The sequence below is a fragment of the Flavobacterium frigoris genome, assembly GCF_900111075.1.
Taxonomy (GTDB): Bacteria; Bacteroidota; Bacteroidia; order Flavobacteriales; family Flavobacteriaceae; genus Flavobacterium; species Flavobacterium frigoris.
Genome location: NZ_FOFZ01000004.1, coordinates 283,377 through 304,107, shown reverse-complemented (window position 1 = coordinate 304,107; position 20,731 = coordinate 283,377). Strand labels below are relative to the sequence as shown.

Below are 20,731 nucleotides of genomic sequence, written 5' to 3'. Positions count from 1 at the left end.
ATAAGCTCCTGTTTTTTCTCCAAATTTATATTTTGTACTCATTTAATTAATATTGTGTTTACTTTGTGGGCACGAGCGAGACGCTCGCGCTAGCACACGCTCAAGCCAGCGGGGGGTGTCTTGTTTAAAATCTTTAGTATTAGTTATTTTATGTGAAATATTTTCAGTTTCAGAATAGACTTTAAATTCTATTTTACTATTGATGCTATATTCAAATACATTTTGAGCTTGTGTATTAAAAGCTACTATAATTAATAAAGTTGATAAGAGATTTTTCATATTCTATATTTTCGGTTTTTTATGTGTTTAATTGTTAGATATATTACGATTCCAATTATTATATAAAAACTAAATTTCAAATAAATCCCTATATAAAATGAGATAAATTTATAATTATAATACTCTTCAGGAGCATTCTTTAAAAAAAAATCACCTGTAAGCTTACTTCTATAAAGAGGTTGTCTTCTTAAATCAGTTCCTAAAAATTCTTGCTTACCTATTGCTAATTCTATTTCAGAATTATTGCTTAATAATGTACCTTGAATAACATAAGATCCAATTCCGTTATCTGATCCTCTATCTTGTGTTCCACTTTTTATAAATAAAAAATCAACTGTCATATATAATTTTCCATTTTTTAAACTTTTCAAATTTTCATATTCTTGAAAATACCTATTTTTATAAAGATCAACAATAGTTACTACTATTGACCCCATTATATTGAAAATCAAAAAGAGGACTAAAAATAGCTTAAATGTATTTTTCATAAACTTAAAATTTTACTTCATATTCATATTCATCCCATTGACATTTATAGGGAAACTTCCAAATCGTTATATCAGCAACTGGTTTACATTTTACTTTAAAGCCACTCAAGATAGGGAACGTATATTCGTTTTTATAAACATCTAAAGATAATAATTGAACTTCAGCAAATGATTTTCCAGATATTTTAGCACTTATGTAATCTGATGCTTTAAATACTAATTTAGGATCTAACCCAACTATTGCATCAATTACAATTTTAGATGGATTGCCAATCTCTTTATAAGTTTTGTTTCTTTTTTGTTTTTCTTCTATATAATTTTTAGTAATTTTTGTAAGTCCAATTTGGCCATAAGCACTAGCTTCTATAAAGAAATAAATCCCTAATGCGAATTCATAATCATGACCCCGCTACCGCACGAATCCTTTCGTGTGGTAATTATACTTGATGGTTTTATGTTAAACGCCTCCTACATTATACATTCAAAAAGCACCCGCTGTATTATGAAACTTATAATTGCTATTTCGGACTAATAAATAAGATTATTCTGTAAATATATAAAATTAGTGCTTACTATAGGCAAGCCAAAGGATTCGTAATGGAGTCTATAGATTTGTTCTTTAAAATATAATACTTTAGATTATATAGGTTTTAATTGCATTTTTGATATATTTACTTCTGTTTGGTTATAAAGTATAACTAAATAGTGTAGTTGTGTTTTGTATTTTTAACCTGTATCGCATCTTTGGATGTTGAAAACAATGATAATAATAAAATTATGTGCGGAATATTAGCCATTATAGGAAAAGGAAAAGATGCAGAACAAGTAAAGGAGCTTTCAAAAAGGATGTCGCACCGTGGCCCGGACGAAAGTGATTTGCATGTTATGGAAAACGGATCTATTTTAAGTCACGAACGTTTGTCAATCATCGATTTGCATTCGGGTAAACAACCTATTCAAGGAAGTAATACTGCCTATGTGGTTCATAATGGTGAGGTTTACAATCATCAAGAATTAAGAGAAGGTATATTGAAAGAGCATACTTTTAGAACTAAATCTGATTCGGAAGTGATTGTTCATTTGTACGAAGAATTCGGTTATGACTTTTGTGATAAGATAGATGGTGATTTTGCTTTTGTCGTAGTAGACGAGGATGATTTTGTTGCCGCTCGAGATCCGTTAGGAGTGAAGCCGTTATATTACGGTTTAGATGAAAGAGGAAGGATTTATTTCGCTTCAGAAATGAAATCTCTTGCTGATCAATGCAAAACATTTTCCACTTTTCCTCCTGGACATTATTACACACAAAAAACCGGTTTTGTAAAGTATTACAAACCTGTATATGAAGACTATCAAAAGGCTGATCAAAACTTAGACTTAGAATTAATCAGAACCACTTTGACCGAGGCTACTCGCAAGCGGTTGATGAGCGATGTTCCCATTGGCGTGTTACTGTCTGGCGGATTGGATTCGTCATTAACATCTGCAATTGCCTCGAGATTATTGACGGAGCAAGGAAAAAAACTACATTCATTTTCTATAGGACTGGATGCAAATGCTCCAGATGCTTTGGCGGCAAGAAAAGTAGCTGATTTTTTAGGGACTGAACATCATGAAATTTATTTTACAGTTCAAGAGGGAATAAAAATATTAGATAAATTAATTTGGCATTTAGAAACCTATGATTTGACATCGATACGAGCTAGTACGCCAATGTATTTTTTATCAAAAGCAATCAGCGATTTAGGAGTTAAAGTTGTACTTTCAGGAGAAGGAGCTGATGAGATTTTTGGAGGTTATTTGTATTTTAGAAGCGCGCCTTCTGCGGTAGAATTCCAAAAAGAAACGATTGAAAGAGTACAGAAATTATTCACTGCCGATTTATTACGAGCAGATAAGTCTACGATGGCTCACGGATTAGAAGCGAGAGTGCCCTTTTTAGACAAGGCATTCTTAGAAATAGCCATGCGTGTTAAACCAGAAGAGAAACAGCCTAAAACGTATGATGGTAAAGAAAAATACATATTAAGAAAAGCATTTGACACTCCAGAAGATCCTTATTTACCTGCAGAGGTGTTATGGAGACAAAAAGAACAGTTTTCTGACGGGGTAGGGTACAACTGGATCGACCAATTAATAGAATATTGTGCTTCTCAAGTTACAGACGAACAGTTGTCTGGAGCAGTTGTAGAATTTCCATACAATCCTCCAATTACGAAAGAGGCTTATTTTTACCGATCTATTTTTAATAGACATTACCCGCAAGTTAGTGCGGCACAAACGGTTAGAAAGTGGATTCCAAAATGGCAGGAAAATCAAGATCCAAGCGGAAGAGCAAATGAAGCGCATGTACAGGCAGATACTGAAATAGCTAAGGCTGGCGCAAAAGTTTAAAAAACAATTGCATTTTATATAAAATTAGAACGCTCTTCATTTTGAGAGCGTTTTTTTATGCAAAAAAATCAACAATATGTTAATAACTTAACAGCTTAAAAAGCTATTTTAACGGTAATATAGTTTACATTTTTATATATTTGCGTGTTAGACGAAATTACATTATTAGAATAAATCATATGAGCGAAGAAATCAAGAAGGACAATTATTCAGCAGATAGTATTCAGGCATTAGAAGGAATGGAGCATGTAAGAATGCGTCCATCGATGTATATTGGAGATGTGGGGGTTCGCGGACTTCATCATTTAGTTTATGAAGTAGTGGATAACTCAATCGATGAGGCAATGGGTGGTCATTGTGACACCATTACTGTTGATATTAATGAAGATGGATCTATCACAGTTGAAGATAATGGTCGTGGTATTCCAGTAGGAATTCATAAAAAAGAGGGAGTTTCAGCATTAGAAGTTGTAATGACTAAAATTGGTGCTGGAGGAAAATTTGATAAAGATTCTTATAAAGTTTCTGGTGGACTGCATGGTGTTGGGGTTTCGGTTGTGAATGCGCTGTCAAATCATCTTACGGCTACGGTTCATAGTAGTGATGGAAAAGTGTACCAGCAAGAATATGAAAAAGGAAAAGCACTATATCCGGTAAAACAAATTGGGGAAACTACAAAAAGAGGAACGATAGTTACTTTTTATCCTGATGAAACTATATTTACGCAAACAACGGAGTTTTCATATGATACTTTATCTGCTCGTATGCGCGAGTTGTCATACCTTAATAAAGGAATCACAATTACATTTACAGATAAAAGAGAACTAGATAAAGACGGAAATTTTGTTTCTGAAATTTTTCATTCTGATGAAGGGTTAAAAGAATATATTCGTTATTTAGATGGAAATCGTGAGCCTATTATTGCACATGTGATCTCTATGGATAATGAAAAGGGAGAAATTCCCGTTGAGGTTGCCTTGATATACAACACAAGTTATACGGAGAATATATTTTCTTATGTAAATAATATCAATACGCACGAAGGAGGGACGCACTTGCAAGGTTTTAGAACGGGTCTAACTAGATCTCTTAAGAAATATGCGGATGCTTCGGGAATGTTAGATAAATTAAAATTTGATATCTCTGGGGATGATTTTCGTGAGGGACTTACGGCTATTATATCTGTAAAAGTTGCGGAGCCACAATTTGAAGGGCAAACTAAAACTAAACTAGGAAATAGAGAGGTTGTTTCTCCAGTAAGTCAAGCGGTAGGTGATATGATTGAAGCTTATTTGGAAGAAAATCCAAATGACGCTAGAATCATTGTTCAAAAAGTAATTCTTGCAGCGCAAGCACGTCACGCGGCTAAAAAAGCACGTGAAATGGTACAGCGTAAAACCGTAATGGGTGGCGGTGGATTACCAGGAAAATTATCGGATTGTTCAGAGCAAGATCCTACAAAATGCGAAGTTTATCTTGTCGAGGGAGATTCGGCAGGGGGAACGGCTAAGCAAGGTCGGGACAGAGCTTTTCAAGCAATCCTACCATTACGTGGTAAGATTTTGAACGTAGAAAAAGCGATGCACCATAAAGTATTTGAAAACGAAGAGATTAGAAATATATTTACTGCTTTAGGAGTTACTGTTGGTACCGCCGAAGATAGTAAGGCGTTAAATATTGAAAAATTACGCTACCATAAAGTAATTATTATGTGTGATGCCGATGTCGATGGTAGCCACATTTCTACTTTAATATTAACGTTCTTCTTTAGATTCATGAAGGAGCTAATTGAAGAAGGTCATGTTTATATTGCTGCGCCACCTTTATATTTAGTTAAAAAAGGAAATAAAAAAGAATATGCTTGGAATGACCTTCAGCGCGATCAAGCCAATGAAAGAATGGGTGGTAGTGCAGGAATCCAACGTTATAAAGGTCTTGGGGAAATGAACGCAGAGCAATTGTGGGAAACTACAATGGATCCGAGTTTCAGAACCTTACGTCAGGTAACCATCGATAGCTTAGTTGAAGCAGACCGAGTTTTCTCGATGTTAATGGGAGATGAAGTGCCGCCACGAAGAGAATTTATTGAAAAAAATGCAGTTTATGCTAATATTGACGCATAATTAAATTAAAAGAATCAACTAACTAACCAGAAATACATATATAAAAGATGAAAGTTACTATTGTGGGAGCAGGAAATGTAGGAGCAACTTGTGCAGACGTAATTTCTTATAGAGGAATTGCAAGTGAAGTAGTATTGTTAGACATTAAAGAAGGTTTTGCCGAAGGGAAAGCTTTAGATATTATGCAATGTGCTACTAATACAGGATTCAATACCAGAGTTACTGGTGTTACCAATGATTATTCTAAAACCGCTGATAGTAAAGTGGTAGTTATTACTTCTGGAATTCCTAGAAAACCAGGAATGACTCGTGAAGAATTGATCGGGATCAATGCAGGAATCGTAAAAACGGTTGTTGAAAATGTATTGGTTTATTCACCAGATGCTATTATTGTAGTGGTTTCAAATCCAATGGATACTATGACCTATTTAGCTTTAAAATCTACTGGACTACCAAAAAACAGAATCATAGGGATGGGTGGAGCTCTTGATAGCTCTCGTTTTAGAACGTACTTGTCAATGGCTTTGGGTAAACCAGCTAATGATATTTCAGCAATGGTTATTGGAGGACATGGTGATACGACAATGATTCCTTTGACGCGTTTAGCATCTTATAACGGAATTCCAGTATCTCAATTTCTTTCAGAAGACGCTTTAGAAAAAGTAGCTGCTGATACGATGGTTGGAGGAGCGACGCTTACAGGTCTTTTAGGGACATCAGCTTGGTATGCGCCAGGAGCATCAGTTGCTTATTTGGTGGATAGTATTTTGAATGACCAAAAGAAAATGATTGCTTGTTCTGTTTTTGTTGAAGGCGAGTATGAGCAAAATGACATTTGCATTGGAGTACCTTGTATAATTGGTAAAAACGGTGTTGAAGAAATTGTTGAGATTGAGTTAAATGATAAAGAAAAGGCCGTGTTTGCTAAAAGTGCAGTTGCGGTTCGAGCAATGAACGATGCATTGAAGTCAATTTTAGCCTAATAATATGTTATATAATGAAAAAGACTGCATTTTAGCAGTCTTTTTTTTGAGATTAATCAATAAATAAATTGGTTAATCTTAACCTTAATTATATATTTGCTCGGTTAAAAAAAAATAATATATTTCTTGGTTTCCTTTTTTAAGTTTGAAATCGTTGTCAAGTGCTATTTTATAAGGGTTGAAAATAAATAAATTTAAAATAATTAATTTTTAGTAATAATGCAGAATAAAGGACTTATTAAATTTTTCGCAATTCTATTTGCATTGGTGAGTATTTACCAACTTTCTTTCACTTTTGTCGCAAGCAAAGTAAAAAATGATGCCAAAGCATATGCTGCAGGTAATTCTGAAAAAGAAACAAAATATTTGGATTCCATCGGTAAGGAAAGTGTCTTTAACCTTGGATTTACAAATTTCACTTTCAATGAAGTAAGTGATAAGCAAATCAACAAAGGTCTTGACTTAGAAGGTGGTATTAATGTAATACTTCAAATTTCAGTAAAAGATATATTGAAAGGATTATCTAATAATTCTAAAAATCCTGTATTTAACAAGTCTTTGGCAGATGCTACGGCTGATTTAGAAGGAAACAAGTCTTATTTAGATAAGTTTTTTGATGCTTTTGCTGCAAATTCAAAAGGAACTGTAAAATTAGCTTCACCAGATATTTTTGCAAACAGAAGTTTGCAAGGAGAAGGTGGAGTAGATTATCAAATGACTGACGCAGAAGTTGAAAAGGTTATCAAAAGAAAAGTTGATGAATCTGTAGAAAGTGCTTTTGGAGTACTAAGAAAAAGAATAGATAAATTTGGAGTTACTCAACCTAACATTCAAAAGCTAGGAGAGTCTGGAAGAATTCTTGTTGAACTTCCTGGTGCTAAAGATGTAGACCGAATTAAAAAATTATTACAAAGTACCGCTCAATTAGAGTTTTGGGAAACGTACAAAATTGAAGAAATTGGTAATTTCTTGATGGCTACAAATGAGGCATTGAAAAAAACCGAAATTACTATAGTGGAGTCAAAACCAGTAGTTAAAGATTCTTTGAGCGCTTTATTAACAGACGGGAAGGATTCTGCTGCTACTAAAAAAGGAAATAACCCTTTGCTTGACAAAATTATTGCTCAAGGTGGTGGTCCAGTTTTAGGTCTTTTCTCACCAAAAGATACAGCAACAGTAAACGGTTATTTTAAAAGACAAGATGTTATAAATTTACTGCCAGCAGAGCAGCGTTATGCTAAATTTGTTTGGGGGAAACTTACAACAATAAAAGACGCTAAAGATAAAGATATTGAAGCGGTAGAGCTATACGCATTAAAAGGAAATAGAGATAACGTCCCTGCAATGAGTGGTGGAGTTGTTACTGATGCATCAGATACTTTTGATCAATCAGGTAAGCCAGCTGTTTCTATGCAGATGAATGGTCAAGGTGCAAAAGGTTGGGAAGAATTAACAGGTAGAGCCTACACGCAAAAAAGTAATATCGCTATTGTTCTTGATAATATCGTATATTCTGCACCAGGTGTATCTAGCGGGCCAATCGCTGGAGGTAGATCTGAAATATCGGGTGCTTTTGATGTTACGGAAACTAAAGATTTAGCAAATGTATTACGAGCAGGGAAACTTCCGGCCTCTGCTGATATTGTTCAGTCAGAAGTGGTAGGGCCTTCCTTAGGTCAAGAGGCTATCGATTATGGTACAAATTCTGCGATAGTAGGATTGCTTTTAGTATCACTTTGGATGATGGTTTATTATGGAAAAGCAGGTTGGTATGCTAATATTGCATTGGCGGTTAACTTGTTATTTCTTTTTGGAATCTTAGCAAGTTTAGGTGCAGTTCTTACATTGCCAGGTATTGCAGGTATTGTTTTGACAATGGGTACGGCAGTAGATGCGAATATCATTATCTATGAAAGAGCCAAAGAAGAATTACGAGAAGGGAAATCATTAGATGAAGCAGTAAAAGCTTCGTACAGTTGGACTGGAGCCATGCGATCTATTGTAGATGCAAACGTTACGCACATCTTAATTGGTACTGTATTGTTTATTTTTGGTTCAGGACCAATAAAAGGTTTTGCAACGACATTATTAATTGGTATTATAACTTCATTGTTTACTTCAATCTTTATAGCAAGAATCTTTATCGATAAAAATATTGCTAAAAAAGCTAATTTAACATTTGTTACTAATTTTTCTAAAGACTTTTTTACAAATTTCCATTTCGATTTCTTAAAAGTAAAAAAATGGACGTATGGTTTTTCAGCAATTGTAGTTGTTGTGAGTATTGTTTCATTGGCAACAAATAAACTAGATCAAGGTGTTGATTTTGTGGGAGGAAGAACATTTCAGGTTCGTTTTGAAAAGCCAGTTGAAGTTGAAGTTGTAAAAGCGGAACTTGTAAAAGTATTTGGTAGTGCGGAAGTGAAAATATTTGGTAATGATAATCAATTGAAAATCACAACTAAGTATAAAGTGGAAGAGCACGGTAATGAGGCTGATCAAGAGGTGAATAAATTATTGTTTCAAAGTTTGAAACAACATTACTCGGCAGATTTAACATACGATAAATTTGTAAACGCATATGAAGGTAAACTGTACGGTGTTGTACAACAGTCAAAAGTAGGGCCAACTGTCGCGGAGGATATTAAAACTAATGCATACTGGGCAGTTCTTGGATCAATGCTAATTGTATTCTTATATTTGTTAATTAGTTTTAGAAAATGGCAATATGGTTTAGGTGCGATAGCAGCTGTAGCCCATGACGTTATATTTGTATTAGGAATTTATTCTTTATGCTATAAATTCATGCCTTTCGGTATGGAAATTGACCAACATTTTATCGCGGCAATTCTTACTGTTATCGGGTACTCAATGAATGATACTGTAATTGTATTTGACAGGGTTCGTGAATTCTTAGATGGTAATACTAAAGGTACTTTTTCAGAAATTGTAAACAAATCAATTAATTCAACAATGTCAAGAACAATCAATACTTCATTAACTATGATTGGTGTATTGGCGATAATGTTCTTTTTCGGTGGAGAATCGATTAGAGGGTTTATCTTTGCAATGCTTATAGGTATTATTGTTGGAACTTATTCTTCATTATTTATTGCAACTCCAGTATTGGTAGATACAATTTCTAGAGAAGACAAAAAGTTTATCGAAAAACAACATCAAGAGAGCTAGTATTTAGTTTTTATAAATTACTAAGACCCAACGAAAGTTGGGTCTTTTTTTTGTTTTGAATTTGCCAGTAAATCATTTTTAAATTGATTATATCTTATAGTAACAAGTAAATAGTATCTTAATTTTTTAATAATGCTGATGACTAATAGTTGACTCTTTTTTCTAATTTTTATTTATCACGGATAATGGAGTTTATACGCAAGAGATGAAGCTTAGTTTTGCATTTGGTATTCACTACGGTTTTGGAGGTAATTTAGGGAATAAGAACTACAGTTATACGAGCCGCTATTCTAAAGTACAGGGTAGTTGCTGCTAAAACAAAGTAAAAATTTTAAGTGTCAACTAATTATTCAACCTTAAATGGATTTTATAGAATATAAACGTACAGACGAGGACTATTATGAAAAGGAATATATGCAATCCGAACTGGATAAACTGAGTAAGTACCAGAGCGTAGAATACATAAATGACTATAGTTTGAATGTAGGGTTTATTATAAGTATGATTATTTCAGAGCGCTTTTCTATTTTTTTTATTAGGGGGTGTTGGCCCTATGATTACGGATACTGAGACACAACGGCTTTCTCTGGGTTTGCGCTTTCAAATACTGTTTCATTAGGAATTGCAGACAAATTATGCAATAGGATAGTTGAAGTAAGACCTAGTTTTAGTCATCTTTCTATTGGGATTGCAGAAAGTAAATTTTGATTTTAATACGCATAATATGGAATTGGGCTCGAATTATTCATTTTAACAGATTTAGCATTTCTGTAAGGCTGTTTCGGAAGGAGACATTATTGCAAAAAAAAAAAGCCTCCTTTTGTGGAAGCTTTTTAGTTTGGTTTTATGATTGATTTTATTCTAAAGTAGGTCTTAAACTTTTACTGGTTTTTTAGCTGTAAAAATAAAATATAGCCCGATAAGAATAAATGGGATACTTAGCCATTGACCTGTAGAAAGTAATCCTAAGGAGCTTTCAAATCCACCTTGACTTTCTTTCACAAATTCTACAACGATACGTACGGAAAATAATAGTGCAAGAAAAAGTCCGAATAAAAATCCAGATTTTAGTCTGGTTTCTGTTTTCCAATACAAGAAAAACAATATCGCAAAAACAAAAACATAACAAAATGCTTCATACAATTGAGCTGGGTGTCTGGCAGGAACTTGTTCTAGTAAATTAGCAAACTGTGGATTAGTTGCAATCGCTTGATAAGCTTCATTTGGAGTTAGTATTTGTGTTGCATTTACGGCATCTCTAGGACTAAATTGATCACGTATAAATTTTATTCCAAAAGGGGAACTTGTCTGTTTTCCTATAATTTCAGAATTGAAAAAATTACCCAGTCTAACAAAAATAGCACCACTTGCCACAGCAATAACAATTCGGTCTAAAATCCATAGCAATGGTTTTTGTAGCACTTTCTTGCTGTAATAATACATCGCGATTATTATTGATATGGCTGCTCCATGACTTGCTAATCCTTGATATCCGGTGAATTCAAAATTAGGACTAAATCTAAAAGGTAAAAATATTTCTAATAGATGATTGCGGAAGTATTCCCAATCATAGAAGAGAACATGACCTAAACGAGCACCAAGTAATGTGGCAAGAACAGTCCAGATGAACAAGGAGTCTAATTTCTCTATGGATTCGTTTTCGCGATCATAGATGTTTTTCATGATGTACCAACCCAGTCCAAATGCAATTACAAACATTAGGCTGTAGAATCGGATTATAAAAAAACCTAAATCAATACCTTCTGATGGGTTCCAAACTATGTTTAAAGCGTGTGTCATTATTTTTTATTTGATGTAAAAATACATTTTTTGTTTTGAGTTTCAATAGTATATTGAAGTTATGCCTTATTTTCTTGTGCTATTTAAGAGGCAAATTGCATAATTTTAACTTACGGATTGTCTTGGTGATTGCACTTTTTTTTAGGAACTGGGTCATAGCCGGTTTTACCCCAAGGATGACAACTTAAAATTCGTTTAACACCCAGAAATCCGCCATAAAACAAACCGTGAACTTGCAATGCTTCAACCATATAAGAGGAGCAAGTGGGCGCAAACCTGCAGGTTGCAGGCATAAGTGGTGAAAGCACAACTTGATAAAAGCGAACTAATACTATAAAAGGAAATATGAGGATTTTTGAAATCATATTTTAGATATTTAGTATTTAAATTTTTAGTTGATCATTAAAAAAAGATCATTAAACACTAAAAGTAGTTCCTTCTTTACCATCTTTCAATTGAATTCCATAGACAATCAATTGATCCCTTATTTGGTCAGAAAGTGTAAAGTTTTTATCTGCTCTAGCTTGATTTCTCATTCCTATAAGCATATTTACAACTGCTTCCAGTTTATCATTGCTACCGTCTGCTATTTTTTCGTCTTCCAGTCCCAAAACATCAAATACAAAGGCATTCATTGTTGAAGCTAAGTTTTCTAAATCAACTGCATTTAAGGTTTCTTTACCATCATTCAATAGATTGATAAAGCGAACTCCTTCAAATAATTGTGCTATTAAAATGGGGGAATTAAAATCATCATTCATAGCGTCGTAGCAGGATTGCTTCCAGATAGCAATATCCAGTGTACTGCTAGGACTTGCGCTTATCTGTTTTAAAGTAGCTAAGGCTTCCATCAGTCTTTTATATCCTTTTTCGGCTGCAACGATGGCATCATCAGAAAAATCAAGGATGCTTCTGTAGTGTGCTTGTAACATAAAGAATCGAGCTACCGAAGCTGGAAAGGCTTTACTTAAGATGGAGTTTTCTCCTGTTAAGATTTCTCTCGGTAAAATATTATTTCCGGTTGATTTAGCCATTTTTTTTCCGTTCAAAGTCAACATGTTGGCGTGCATCCAGTAATTAACTGGCGTTTGGCCGGTACAAGCTTCATTTTGTGCAATTTCACATTCATGATGAGGGAATTTTAAATCCATTCCGCCTCCGTGAATATCAAAATGGTTACCCAAGTATTTCGTACTCATGGCTGTACATTCTAAATGCCAACCAGGAAAACCTTCGCTCCATGGAGAAGGCCAGCGCATAATATGCTGTGGCTCGGCTTTTTTCCAAAGGGCAAAATCCTGTGGATTTCTTTTGTCAGTTTGTCCATCAAGATCACGGGTATTGGCGAGCATGTCTTCAATGTTTCGACCGCTTAATCTACCGTAATGATTGGTTTCATTGAATTTAACGACATCAAAATAGACAGAGCCATTCGCTTCATATCCAATTCCTTTGTCGATAATTGTTTTTATAATCTCAATTTGTTCAATAAGATGCCCCGTAGCCGTAGGCTCGATACTTGGAGGTAAAAAATTAAAAGCCTTCAAAATTTCATGAAAGTCAACAGTGTATCGTTGCACAACTTCCATCGGTTCTAATTGCTCTAAACGTGCTTTTTTCGCAATTTTGTCCTCTCCATCTTCCGCATCATCAACAATATGACCTACATCAGTAATATTTCGTACATAGCGCACTTTATACCCTAAATGAAGTAAGTATCTGAATATAATGTCAAATGACATAAAAGTTCGCACGTTTCCAAGATGTACATTGCTGTAAACCGTTGGGCCGCAAACATACATACCTATGCTGCCTTCATGAATGGGCACGAATGTTTCTTTCTCTCCTGAAAGAGAATTGTATATTTTTAACTTTTGGGTCGTATATAAAGGCATGTTTGTTTTTTTAGGAGCTGTTTCCTGCTTTCCGCTTCAATCTTTTTATCTCGTCCTAAAGACGAGATAAAAAGGATTTTCACTTCAATCAGGGCTAGGGATTTATGGGTAAATAACGTCTAAATTACTTTAGAACTTTGTTTCTAATTTGATATAATCCAAAAACTCTCTGCGAGCTTGTGGGTCTTTAAATTTTCCACCAAATTCAGAAGTGACTGTGCTACTTTCGATATCGCTGATTCCTCTTGAGTTGACACAAAGATGTTTTGCGTCAATAACGCAGGCAACGTCTTTTGTACCCAAAGCATTTTGTAATTCCTGAACGATTTGCATTGTTAAGCGCTCTTGTACCTGTGGTCTTTTAGAATAGTACTCAACAATTCGATTCATTTTTGAAAGTCCAATTACTCTTCCGTTAGAGATGTAAGCAACATGTGCTCTTCCTATAATCGGTAATAAGTGGTGCTCACAAGTGGAGTAAACGATAATGTTTTTTTCAACTAACATTTCGCCGTATTTGTAATTATTGTCGAATGTAGATGCTTTTGGCTTTCTTGCAGGATTCAATCCTCCAAAAATTTCTTTTACAAACATTTTTGCAACACGATTAGGTGTGCCTTTAATGCTGTCATCAGTTAAATCCATCCCTAGTGTACGTAGGATACTTTCAACATCTTTTTTTATGCTTTCTATTTTTTCGTCATCAGTAATATCAAAAGCGTCTTCTCGTAAAGGATTTGTTGCGCATGAACCAATATGATTATCTCCTATTTCGTCATGAATTTCTTCATTATGTTTCATTAAAAGCTACTATTATAGTGGGTGTATATATTTAGTCTGTAAAGATAATTAATAAATACGAAAGAATTTCCATCCCTTTTAATAATTAATCCCTTTAACATAGTGATAGTGTTAAGTGCTTTTTACGATTTTGTGTCAAAAATAAACGGCAATAACTGTAATGGTTATTGCCGTTGTAGGGTATTGTTTTAATTGTGAGAACTATATCTCTGTTTTTACAGTGTTATTGTTTCACTATTTTCCAATTGTAGCGCTTATTACTTTGCGTTATAAACTACAATTGCTTCTTTAAGTATTTGTACTGCTCTAATCAACTCTTCTTTCTTTAAGACATAAGCAATTCTAACTTGGTTTAAGCCAACTCCAGGAGTAGAGTAAAATCCAGCTGCTGGCGCAACCATTACTGTTTCTCCATCAAGATCGTAACTTTCTAAAAGCCATCTTGCAAAATCATCAGCATTTTCAATAGGAAGTTCAACGATACAATAGAAGGCTCCTTTTGGAGTCGCAACTTTTGCGCCTTCAATTTTATGCAATTCAGCGATAAGCGTATCTCTGCGCTCCCTGTACTCTGAGATTACTTCATCAAAATAACTTTGAGGTGTATCAAGAGCTGCTTCACTAGCTACTTGAGCAAATGTTGGTGGACTTAATCTTGCTTGCGCAAATTTCATTGCTGCAGCCATTAATTCCTTGTTTTTTGAGACAATACAACCAATTCTTGCGCCACACATACTGTATCTTTTTGACACAGAATCAATCATGATTGCGTTTTCTTCTAGGCCGGGAATGTTCATTACAGAATAATGGATGTCACCGTCATAAGTAAATTCTCTGTAAACTTCATCAGCGATTAAGAACAGATCGTGTTTTTTTACTAAGTCAGCTAGTTGCATCATTTCCTCTTTCGAATACAAATAACCTGTTGGGTTTCCTGGATTACAAATAAGGATTGCTTTTGTTTTTGACGTAATTAGTTTTTCGAAATCAGCGATTGGAGGAAGTGCAAAACCAGTTTCAATAGACGAAATAACTGGAACTACATTGACTCCTGATGCAGTGGAGAAACCATTGTAATTAGCATAAAATGGTTCTGGGATGATAATCTCATCTCCAGGGTCCATAGTACTTCCCATTGCAAAAAGCAAAGCTTCTGATCCACCTGTTGTAATGATAATATCTTCAACATTGATTGGTAATCCTTGATTTTTGTAGAATTGAGATAACTTCGTTCTGTAACTTTCAAAACCAGCTGAATGGCTGTATTCTAATACTTTTATATCAAAATTCTTTACCGCATTCATGGCCACCTCAGGTGTCTTGATGTCGGGTTGTCCGATATTTAAGTGGTATACTTTGTTTCCTTTTTTCTTTGCAATTTCGGAGTAAGGAACTAATTTACGTATTGGAGATTCAGGCATTTGTGTACCTTTGTTTGATATTTTTGGCATGATAGTAATTGTTGAAATGCAAATTTGCGATTTTTTTTTTGAACTAAATAAGCTATACAGCCTATTTATTGTTAAATGTGCAATATTCTTCGGTTTTTTCAGTAATTTTATAGAAACCTTTACCAATGAAAAAACGGTTCTTATTTTTTTTTCTTTTCATTTATGCCCTTACTATCTCGGCACAAGGTGGTTTTCGATTTAAAAAAGAGGGTAACAAAGTAAGTATTCCTTTTAAATTAATTAATAATCTCGTATTCATTCCTATAAATGTTAATGGGGTGGAGCTAACGTTTTTGTTAGATTCTGGTGTGAAGGAGACCATTCTATTTAGTTTAGAAGACAAAAATGAAGTTAGCCTTAAAAACATTGAAAAAATTACTTTGCGGGGGTTAGGAAGTGAAGATGCGATTGAAGGATTGAAATCTGTGGGGAATGTACTGGAAGTTAAAGGGATGGAATCCATTAATCATCTTTTATATATTATTGTTGACCAAGATTTTAATCTATCCTCCCATATCGGAATTCCAGTAAACGGAATAATCGGGTCTTCTATTTTTAAAAATAATTTGATCGAAATTAATTACGAAAAGAAAAGGGTGGTTTTTTATAAGGACAGTCGGAAAAACAGAAAAAGGATAGAAAGTAAATATAAAAAAACTCCCATTACGGTTGAAGGATCTAAACCATATGTAAAGGCAAATGCTATTATTGATTCTGATATTATTCCAGTGAAATTGCTTGTAGATGTTGGAAATAGCGATGCGATTTGGCTTTTTCAAAATATTTCTGATAAGATAAAAGTTCCTAAAAATAATTTTGATGATTATTTGGGTAAAGGATTTAGTGGTGATGTGGAAGGGAAAAGAGCCCGAATTACAGAATTTTCAATTGTTGATTTTAAATTTTTAAAGCCTATAATAGCGTTCCCAGATTATAGTTCTATAAAGCATGTAACAATGGTTTCTGATAGGGTAGGGTCTGTTGGAGGTGAAATTTTAAAGCGGTTTTCAGTTATTTTTGACTATCAAAATGAGTTTTTGTATTTAAAGAAAAATAGGCATTATTTTGCTTCATTTGTCTATAATAAAAGTGGAATTGAAATCAGACATTCTGGTGTGCAATGGGTTAAGGAAACAGTTCAGCTGCAAGCTTTTCCAATAACGGTAGACCATTTGGATACCAATGGGGGTAAAAATGCGACTAGTTTAAAATACAAGTTTCAATTAAAACCTATTTTTGAAATAGCCAACATTAGAAAAAATTCACCAGCTGAAAATAGTGGTTTACAAAAAGGGGATGTGATTATTTCCATAAATAAAAACCCGGCCTATAAATATTCTTTACAACAGATCAATTCACTCTTAAGATCAGAAGAGGAGAAATGGATAACCATTGAAATAGAAAGAAATAAGCAAGCACTGAAATTCAGCTTTCAGCTTATCGATGTTTTGTAAAACGAAAAACGTTCCTTGAAATAATTATCAAGGAACGTTTTAATTTTATTAAGGTATGACTAATACTAATTAGCGATTACCTCCCCCTTAATTTTTAAAGGAACTCTCCCTTCGTCATAATTAACAGCATTAGATTCTACTGTAATCGTTTTTCTAATTGGTCCTACGGCCATGTTGTATTTTACTTCAATTTTACTAGATTTCCCTGGTAAAATAGTTTCATTTTGTTTTGATAGAATTGTAGTGCTCGAAGTGGATTGAACAGAATAGATAATTAAAGGAGCTGTTCCAGTATTGGTAAATTCAAATACTCTAATACCATTGTCCTTCTCTTTAGTGATCGTTCCGTAATCGATAGTATTATTTTCAGCTTTGAATTCAATTTTAGCTCCGTTCTGGGCAAATCCGATACTAGTAAAGAATATAACCGCTATTATTGTTGCTATTTTTTTCATAAGATTTTTTTTATAGATAAAAAGTAAATTTAGTTTCTTTATATTTAAAGCACAAATTTTTATTTCGCTTTTTATAGTGTACTTAATTATTTACTTTTGTTCCCTATATGAATTACAAATATCAGACCAAAGTTTAATTTTGGTTTTAACAGTTGCTTTTATGACAATTCCCGCACAATTTGACGCCAAGAATATTGAAGATAAATGGTATGACTACTGGATGAAAAATAATTATTTTCATTCGGAGCCTGACCATAGAACGCCATATACCATTGTAATTCCTCCGCCTAACGTTACTGGAGTTTTACACATGGGACACATGTTAAACAATACGATTCAAGATGTCTTGATTAGAAGAGCGCGGCTAAAGGGCTTCAATGCTTGCTGGGTTCCCGGTACCGATCATGCTTCTATCGCCACAGAAGCTAAGGTTGTTGCTAAATTGAAAGCAGAAGGAATAAATAAATCTGATTTATCTCGTGAGGAATTTTTGAAACACGCTTACGATTGGACTGACAAATATGGAGGTGTTATCCTAGAACAACTTAAAAAATTAGGTGCTTCCTGCGACTGGGAACGTACTAAGTTTACTATGGATCCTGATATGTCAGCATCTGTAATTCGTTCTTTTGTTGATTTATATAACAAAGGACTGATTTATCGCGGATACCGAATGGTAAACTGGGATCCAGAAGCGAAAACAACTTTGTCTGATGAAGAAGTTATTTTTGAAGAAAGACAAGGAAAATTATATTTCATTAATTATAAAATTGAAGGAAGTGAAGATTTCTTAACGATTGCTACAACGCGTCCAGAAACAATTTTTGGCGATAGTGCGATTTGTATCAATCCAAATGATGAACGTTTTACTCATTTAAAAGGTAAGAAAGCCATTGTACCTATTTGTGGTCGTGTGATTCCTATTATTGAAGATGAATATGTAGACATCGAATTTGGGACAGGATGTTTAAAAGTGACTCCTGCTCACGATATGAATGATAAAACGCTAGGAGAGAAGCATAATCTTGAAATCATTGATATTTTCAATGAAGACGCTACGATGAATAGTTTTGGTATGCATTACCAAGGAAAAGACCGTTTTGTAATACGTGAAGAAGTTGCTGTAGAATTAGAAAAAATAGGAGCACTTGCAAAAACAGAAACGCACTTAAATAAAGTAGGAACTTCTGAAAGAACAAAAGCCGTTATCGAACCAAGATTGTCAGATCAATGGTTCTTAAAAATGGAAGATTTAGTAAAACCAGCGATACAATCTGTATTAGTGGACGGAGATATTAAATTGCATCCTAAGCGTTTTGAGAATACTTATGCTCACTGGTTGAATAATATTCGTGATTGGAATATTTCTCGTCAATTGTGGTGGGGACAACAAATTCCGGCTTATTTCTACGGAGATGGAAAAGAGGATTTTGTAGTTGCCGAAAATATTGAAGACGCTTTGGCTTTAGCCAAAGAAAAGACTAAGAACTCTGGACTAAAGACTGAGGACTTAAAACAAGATGTAGATGCATTAGATACTTGGTTTTCTTCTTGGCTATGGCCAATGTCTGTTTTTGGCGGAATAATGGATCCAGAAAGTGAAGATTTTAAATATTATTATCCAACTAATGATTTAGTTACCGGACCAGACATTTTATTTTTCTGGGTAGCGCGAATGATCATTGCAGGTTATGAATACACGGGAAAAAAACCATTTACTAATGTTTATTTAACGGGATTGGTCCGTGATAAACAAAGACGTAAAATGTCTAAATCATTAGGGAACTCACCAGATCCTTTAGATTTAATAGAGAAATTCGGTGCCGATGGTGTTCGTGTAGGATTGCTGTTAAGCGCTTCTGCAGGTAATGACATAATGTTTGATGAAGAATTATGCAATCAAGGTAAAGGGTTTACTAATAAAATTTGGAATGCTTTCAAATTGATAAAAGGATGGGAAGTATCTGATACAATTCCGCAACCAGAATCTTCTAAGGTGGCTATCGAATGGTACGAAGCTAAATTGCAACAAACGCTTGTAGAAATCGAAGATAATTTCGAAAAATACAGAATATCAGAAGCTCTGATGGGAACCTACAAATTAGTGTGGGATGATTTCTGTTCTTGGTTCTTAGAAATGATTAAACCGGCATACCAACAGCCTATTGATAGTATTACTTTTGCGAAAGCAATAGAAATGCTTGAAAATAATTTAAAAGTATTGCATCCTTTTATGCCATTTTTGACAGAGGAAATCTGGCAGATATTAGCAGAGAGAACTCCGGAAGAAGCATTAATTGTTTCAACGTGGCCAGAATTAAAGCCTTTCGATGCGGCTCTAATTGCCGATTTTGAAAATGTCGCAGAAGTAATTTCTGGAATTAGAACCATTCGTAAAGACAAGAATATCCCTTTTAAAGATGCGATTGAATTAAAAGCGATTAATAACGATTCGGCTTCTACTTATTTTGATTCGGTTGTGACCAAATTAGGAAACATCACAGCATTAGAATATGTTACTGAAAAAGTGGACGGTGCTTTATCGTTTAGAGTAAAATCGAATGAATATTTTATTCCGATTACAGGAAACATCAACGTAGAAGAAGAAATTGCAAAATTAACTACGGAATTAAATTATACAAAGGGCTTCTTGAAATCAGTACAAGGGAAACTGTCTAATGAGAAATTTGTAAACGGAGCTCCTGAGAAAGTTTTGGCAAATGAAAGACAAAAAGAAGCGGATGCTTTAGCTAAAATTGAAACAATCGAGCAAAGTTTAGCTGGATTGAAGTAATAGTAATAATTATATAGTTGTAAACCCCATCTTGTTAGAAACGAGATGGGGTTTTTGTTTGTCAGTACTTTTTTTAAGGAAAATTCGGTGTTTTCTCGACGAACGACATGGCGGTTGTATTTCAAGGGATATTTTTCCCTTTAAACGATTTATGTACAATTCGGAGTCGATTTTTGTTTACTTTTATAGCTTATTTGTTAAATACCACACAATACCAAATGAGAAAATTATTTAATTCCACTTATAGGAAAGATTATTTTGATGGATATTCTATAGGCGTAAATCCACATTTATCTTTAGAGAGGAAAAAAAACAAAGCATTTGTTACCGGATTTAAATCAGGTCGGTTAGATTACGAGAATAGGAATGGTTTAATTTGTTGCGGAATACCGCAACGTATTATAACTGAAAAAATCTTAGAAGATTTTCTTATCGCAGGAATGTTTGGTTTTGACATAGAAACAGATGGCTACACTGCTTTCCAGATTAATATAATTTCACATTGGTATCAAAGTGGTGTCGAAAAGTATGATCCGGATCAATATTCAAATTTAGCAGCGTTACTTAATACAAATAATATTGAAATGAACTTAGCGCATCAATAGGTGTATTTGAAATAGCTTTA

Annotated in this window: 15 protein-coding genes; 7 read left to right on the top strand and 8 right to left on the bottom strand. The window is 34.1% G+C overall.

Annotation, left to right across the window (positions count from 1 at the left end; genetic code table 11):
* Positions 1 to 42: 42 nt before the first annotated feature.
* Both BMW63_RS08460 and BMW63_RS08455 read right to left on the bottom strand, forming a co-directional pair.
* Positions 43 to 279: a hypothetical protein gene (locus BMW63_RS08460; protein WP_074723022.1), complete on the bottom strand. Its 237-nt coding sequence runs from the start codon at positions 277 to 279 to the stop codon at positions 43 to 45.
* Entirely contained in the window at positions 276 to 767 is a 492-nt protein-coding gene (locus tag BMW63_RS08455) for a hypothetical protein (RefSeq protein ID WP_139174220.1), read from the bottom strand. The genes BMW63_RS08460 and BMW63_RS08455 overlap by 4 nt, the downstream gene beginning before the upstream one ends.
* A gap of 777 nt (positions 768 to 1,544) precedes the next feature.
* Here BMW63_RS08455 and asnB point away from each other — a divergent pair.
* From asnB to secDF, 4 genes are all read left to right on the top strand, one after another.
* Positions 1,545 to 3,161: an asparagine synthase B gene (gene asnB, locus BMW63_RS08450; RefSeq protein WP_074723037.1), complete on the top strand. Its 1,617-nt coding sequence runs from the start codon at positions 1,545 to 1,547 to the stop codon at positions 3,159 to 3,161.
* A gap of 179 nt (positions 3,162 to 3,340) precedes the next feature.
* Entirely contained in the window at positions 3,341 to 5,284 is a 1,944-nt protein-coding gene (gyrB, locus tag BMW63_RS08445; protein ID WP_074723020.1) for a DNA topoisomerase (ATP-hydrolyzing) subunit B, read from the top strand.
* A gap of 47 nt (positions 5,285 to 5,331) precedes the next feature.
* Positions 5,332 to 6,267, top strand: a complete 936-nt coding sequence (gene mdh / locus BMW63_RS08440; protein ID WP_074723019.1) for a malate dehydrogenase — start codon at positions 5,332 to 5,334, stop codon at positions 6,265 to 6,267.
* A gap of 219 nt (positions 6,268 to 6,486) precedes the next feature.
* On the top strand, positions 6,487 to 9,456 hold the full coding sequence (gene secDF, locus BMW63_RS08435; RefSeq protein ID WP_074723018.1) for a protein translocase subunit SecDF: 2,970 nt from the start codon (positions 6,487 to 6,489) through the stop codon (positions 9,454 to 9,456).
* 873 nt (positions 9,457 to 10,329) lie between these two features.
* On the opposite strand, the gene lgt is transcribed toward secDF, so the two are convergent.
* The 5 genes from lgt to BMW63_RS08405 all read right to left on the bottom strand — a co-directional run bounded on the left by lgt (position 10,330) and on the right by BMW63_RS08405 (position 15,403).
* Entirely contained in the window at positions 10,330 to 11,256 is a 927-nt protein-coding gene (gene lgt, locus BMW63_RS08425; RefSeq protein WP_074723016.1) for a prolipoprotein diacylglyceryl transferase, read from the bottom strand.
* A gap of 110 nt (positions 11,257 to 11,366) precedes the next feature.
* Positions 11,367 to 11,621 carry a membrane protein insertion efficiency factor YidD gene (yidD, locus tag BMW63_RS08420; protein WP_074723015.1) on the bottom strand — a complete coding sequence of 85 codons (255 nt, stop codon included), beginning with the start codon at positions 11,619 to 11,621 and terminating at the stop codon, positions 11,367 to 11,369.
* A gap of 51 nt (positions 11,622 to 11,672) precedes the next feature.
* Positions 11,673 to 13,151, bottom strand: coding sequence for a cysteine--tRNA ligase (cysS, locus tag BMW63_RS08415; RefSeq protein WP_074723014.1), 1,479 nt, complete (start codon positions 13,149 to 13,151; stop codon positions 11,673 to 11,675).
* A 129-nt stretch (positions 13,152 to 13,280) separates the two neighbouring features.
* Positions 13,281 to 13,952, bottom strand: coding sequence for a GTP cyclohydrolase I FolE (folE, locus tag BMW63_RS08410; RefSeq protein ID WP_074723013.1), 672 nt, complete (start codon positions 13,950 to 13,952; stop codon positions 13,281 to 13,283).
* A gap of 257 nt (positions 13,953 to 14,209) precedes the next feature.
* Positions 14,210 to 15,403 carry a pyridoxal phosphate-dependent aminotransferase gene (locus BMW63_RS08405; protein WP_074723012.1) on the bottom strand — a complete coding sequence of 398 codons (1,194 nt, stop codon included), beginning with the start codon at positions 15,401 to 15,403 and terminating at the stop codon, positions 14,210 to 14,212.
* A 125-nt stretch (positions 15,404 to 15,528) separates the two neighbouring features.
* On the opposite strand from BMW63_RS08405, the gene BMW63_RS08400 reads away from it, so the two are divergent.
* Complete coding sequence (locus tag BMW63_RS08400) at positions 15,529 to 16,857, top strand: PDZ domain-containing protein (protein WP_074723011.1); 1,329 nt, start codon at positions 15,529 to 15,531, stop codon at positions 16,855 to 16,857.
* Between the two features lie 65 nt (positions 16,858 to 16,922).
* Here BMW63_RS08400 and BMW63_RS08395 read toward each other — a convergent pair whose 3' ends face one another.
* Positions 16,923 to 17,312, bottom strand: coding sequence for a DUF1573 domain-containing protein (locus BMW63_RS08395; RefSeq protein WP_074723010.1), 390 nt, complete (start codon positions 17,310 to 17,312; stop codon positions 16,923 to 16,925).
* A 160-nt stretch (positions 17,313 to 17,472) separates the two neighbouring features.
* Here BMW63_RS08395 and BMW63_RS08390 point away from each other — a divergent pair, with 160 nt between their 5' ends.
* Complete coding sequence (locus BMW63_RS08390; RefSeq protein ID WP_074723009.1) at positions 17,473 to 20,106, top strand: valine--tRNA ligase; 2,634 nt, start codon at positions 17,473 to 17,475, stop codon at positions 20,104 to 20,106.
* Positions 20,107 to 20,324: 218 nt separating this feature from the next.
* Positions 20,325 to 20,711: a hypothetical protein gene (locus BMW63_RS08385; protein WP_139174219.1), complete on the top strand. Its 387-nt coding sequence runs from the start codon at positions 20,325 to 20,327 to the stop codon at positions 20,709 to 20,711.
* The last annotated feature ends 20 nt before the right edge of the window (positions 20,712 to 20,731 follow it).

Bases quoted from the DNA above. Each gene is read 5' to 3' on its own strand.
- BMW63_RS08460 (WP_074723022.1), bottom strand. From the start codon at position 279: ATGAAAAATCTCTTATCAACTTTATTAATTATAGTAGCTTTTAATACA.
- BMW63_RS08455 (WP_139174220.1), bottom strand. From the start codon at position 767: ATGAAAAATACATTTAAGCTATTTTTAGTCCTCTTTTTGATTTTCAAT.
- asnB (WP_074723037.1), top strand. From the start codon at position 1,545: ATGTGCGGAATATTAGCCATTATAGGAAAAGGAAAAGATGCAGAACAA.
- gyrB (WP_074723020.1), top strand. From the start codon at position 3,341: ATGAGCGAAGAAATCAAGAAGGACAATTATTCAGCAGATAGTATTCAG.
- mdh (WP_074723019.1), top strand. From the start codon at position 5,332: ATGAAAGTTACTATTGTGGGAGCAGGAAATGTAGGAGCAACTTGTGCA.
- secDF (WP_074723018.1), top strand. From the start codon at position 6,487: ATGCAGAATAAAGGACTTATTAAATTTTTCGCAATTCTATTTGCATTG.
- lgt (WP_074723016.1), bottom strand. From the start codon at position 11,256: ATGACACACGCTTTAAACATAGTTTGGAACCCATCAGAAGGTATTGAT.
- yidD (WP_074723015.1), bottom strand. From the start codon at position 11,621: ATGATTTCAAAAATCCTCATATTTCCTTTTATAGTATTAGTTCGCTTT.
- cysS (WP_074723014.1), bottom strand. From the start codon at position 13,151: ATGCCTTTATATACGACCCAAAAGTTAAAAATATACAATTCTCTTTCA.
- folE (WP_074723013.1), bottom strand. From the start codon at position 13,952: ATGAAACATAATGAAGAAATTCATGACGAAATAGGAGATAATCATATT.
- BMW63_RS08405 (WP_074723012.1), bottom strand. From the start codon at position 15,403: ATGCCAAAAATATCAAACAAAGGTACACAAATGCCTGAATCTCCAATA.
- BMW63_RS08400 (WP_074723011.1), top strand. From the start codon at position 15,529: ATGAAAAAACGGTTCTTATTTTTTTTTCTTTTCATTTATGCCCTTACT.
- BMW63_RS08395 (WP_074723010.1), bottom strand. From the start codon at position 17,312: ATGAAAAAAATAGCAACAATAATAGCGGTTATATTCTTTACTAGTATC.
- BMW63_RS08390 (WP_074723009.1), top strand. From the start codon at position 17,473: ATGACAATTCCCGCACAATTTGACGCCAAGAATATTGAAGATAAATGG.
- BMW63_RS08385 (WP_139174219.1), top strand. From the start codon at position 20,325: ATGAGAAAATTATTTAATTCCACTTATAGGAAAGATTATTTTGATGGA.